This is a genomic window from Salinicola sp., from assembly GCF_982684285.1.
Genome location: NZ_CEXLVS010000147.1, coordinates 8,567 through 10,530, shown reverse-complemented (window position 1 = coordinate 10,530; position 1,964 = coordinate 8,567). Strand labels below are relative to the sequence as shown.

General features: G+C 61.9%; 3 protein-coding genes. All 3 read left to right on the top strand.

The window, feature by feature from the left end; translation table 11 throughout:
* Positions 1 to 401, top strand: a 401-nt coding sequence (locus AC3AYF_RS13270; protein WP_487779839.1) for a tripartite tricarboxylate transporter permease, incomplete at its 5' end; no start/stop codon positions are given.
* Positions 401 to 1,153, top strand: coding sequence for an SDR family NAD(P)-dependent oxidoreductase (locus AC3AYF_RS13265; RefSeq protein WP_295034884.1), 753 nt, complete (start codon positions 401 to 403; stop codon positions 1,151 to 1,153). The genes AC3AYF_RS13270 and AC3AYF_RS13265, both read left to right, overlap by 1 nt.
* A 79-nt stretch (positions 1,154 to 1,232) precedes the next feature.
* A complete protein-coding gene (locus AC3AYF_RS13260) occupies positions 1,233 to 1,895 on the top strand; it encodes an MmgE/PrpD family protein (protein WP_295034882.1) in 663 nt (220 codons plus the stop codon).
* Positions 1,896 to 1,964 lie beyond the last annotated feature (69 nt).

Below are 1,964 nucleotides of genomic sequence, written 5' to 3'. Positions count from 1 at the left end.
GATTGGTGGGCGCCAGGCTGTTCTCGCGTATTTCCCTGATCCCACGGACTTTCCTGTGGCCGACGGTGTTCGCGCTGTGCGTGGTTGGAGCGTATGGCGTCAACCAAAGCATGGTCGACGTCATGATCATGCTGATCGCAGGCTTCGCTGGCTTCTGGCTCAAGCGCTACGGCTTCGGTGCCGCGCCAATCATCATGGGGGTCGTGCTCGGTTCGCTGGTCGAGAACTCGCTGGCTCAGTCCATGATCATCTTCGATCACGATGCCTGGCGTTTCCTGGATCGTCCGATCGCTATCGGTTTCTTCCTGCTGGCCGCCTTCAGCCTCTTCTATCAGCCTGTTTTCGGTTGGCTGCGACGCTTTCGTCGCCCTCGTTCTGCTGCCAGCAAGGGGGCCAAGTGATGTCTGCGGACAGAGCATTGACGGGCAAGGTCGCCTTGGTGACGGGAGGTAGCCGTAACATCGGCCGATCGGTGGCGATCGAACTGGCCCGCCAGGGTGCCGATGTCGCGGTCGTAGCCAGGGGAGACGGCGAGTCCATGCAGTCGACCTTGGCCGCCATCGAGGCGGCGGGCCAGCAAGCGTTGGGTGTCGTTGCCGATGTGGCAAATCCCGGCTCGATCAGGGCCGCCGTGGCGCAACTCGATCACCGCTTCGGCAGGCTGGATTGCTTGGCCTGCTGCGCGGCGGTTCGCCCGCACAAGCCTCTCGAACAAATTACGCCGCAAGACTGGCGCGAGGTGATGGGCGTCAATCTCGACGGCGCCTTCTATACCGTTCATGCGGCTTTATCGCTGCTGGGCGAATACCGCGAGGCTTCGATCATCACCTTCGGTGGACTGAGTGCGCATGTCGGCGCGGCGGAGCGGGCCAACGTCATTGCCTCGAAGATGGGCGTAATCGGGCTGACGCGGGCGCTGGCGGTGGAACTGGCGGGGCGCGGTATCACCGCGAACTGTGTCGTGCCGGGCCAGATCGAGACGCAGCGAGCAGTCGGCTCGCCGCCACCGCACCTCCAGGGAGAAAGTGTATCCGCCGCTCGCCTGGGGCGACCTGACGAAGTTGCCTCGACCGTCGGCTTTCTGGCCGGGCCGCAGGCGCGCTACATCACCGGGCAGACCTTCCACCTCAACGGCGGTCGTTACTTCGGCTAGCCCTCTCATGCACCGATTCGCTCGGTCCCTCCCTACGGGGGCCTTCGCGTCTTTCATCATTCGAAGAAAGGAGTCATCCATGTCAGTTGCCAATAACGTATTCGCTAAAATGCCTGAACAAACGCACATCACGGCAGAAGCCGTGGCCTTCATCGAAGGTGTCCGATTCAGTGATATACCCGAGGAGGCGGTGCGCATCGGAACGCGTTGTCTGCTCGACGGGCTGGGGCTCTTCGTGGCGGGTTCCGAAGAGCAGACGGTGTGCCTGCTCGCTGACGAAGCGGAAGATACCCGGGGGCGTGCCGATGCCTACCTGCGCAGCAAGGGCGAGGGCAAGGTGCCAGCGGCAATGGCAGCGCGCGTGATAGGTACGGCCGGACATGCCCATGACTGGGACGACAGCCAGGTTAGCAAGGATCCGGACCATATCTACGGTCTGCTCACTCACCCGACCATTCCATCGCTGACCGCGACCTTGGTAATGAGCCAGAAGCTGGGTGGCGTGACAGGAACTCGCTTCATGGAAGCGTTCCTCACCGGTTTCGAGGTCGAGTGCAAGATTTCCGAATGGATGTTGCCGCAGCACTATATGCGGGGCATGCACTCCAGCGGTACCGTCGGAACCTTCGGCGCTTTCGCCAGTGCTGCCAAGTTGATAGGACTGAGCGGCGACAAGCTACGCCATGGCTTCGGCATCGCCGCCAGCCTGGCATACATGGTGGCGGTTGTATTTCGCGTATAAAACGAGCGAAACACTTGCCGCGCTTGTCGAGGCGGTACAAGGTGAAGTCCTCTGTGAGGTGGCGATATC

Excerpts from the sequence above, each read along its gene's own strand:
- AC3AYF_RS13265 (WP_295034884.1), top strand. The coding sequence starts at position 401 with ATGTCTGCGGACAGAGCATTGACGGGCAAGGTCGCCTTGGTGACGGGA.
- AC3AYF_RS13260 (WP_295034882.1), top strand. The coding sequence starts at position 1,233 with ATGTCAGTTGCCAATAACGTATTCGCTAAAATGCCTGAACAAACGCAC.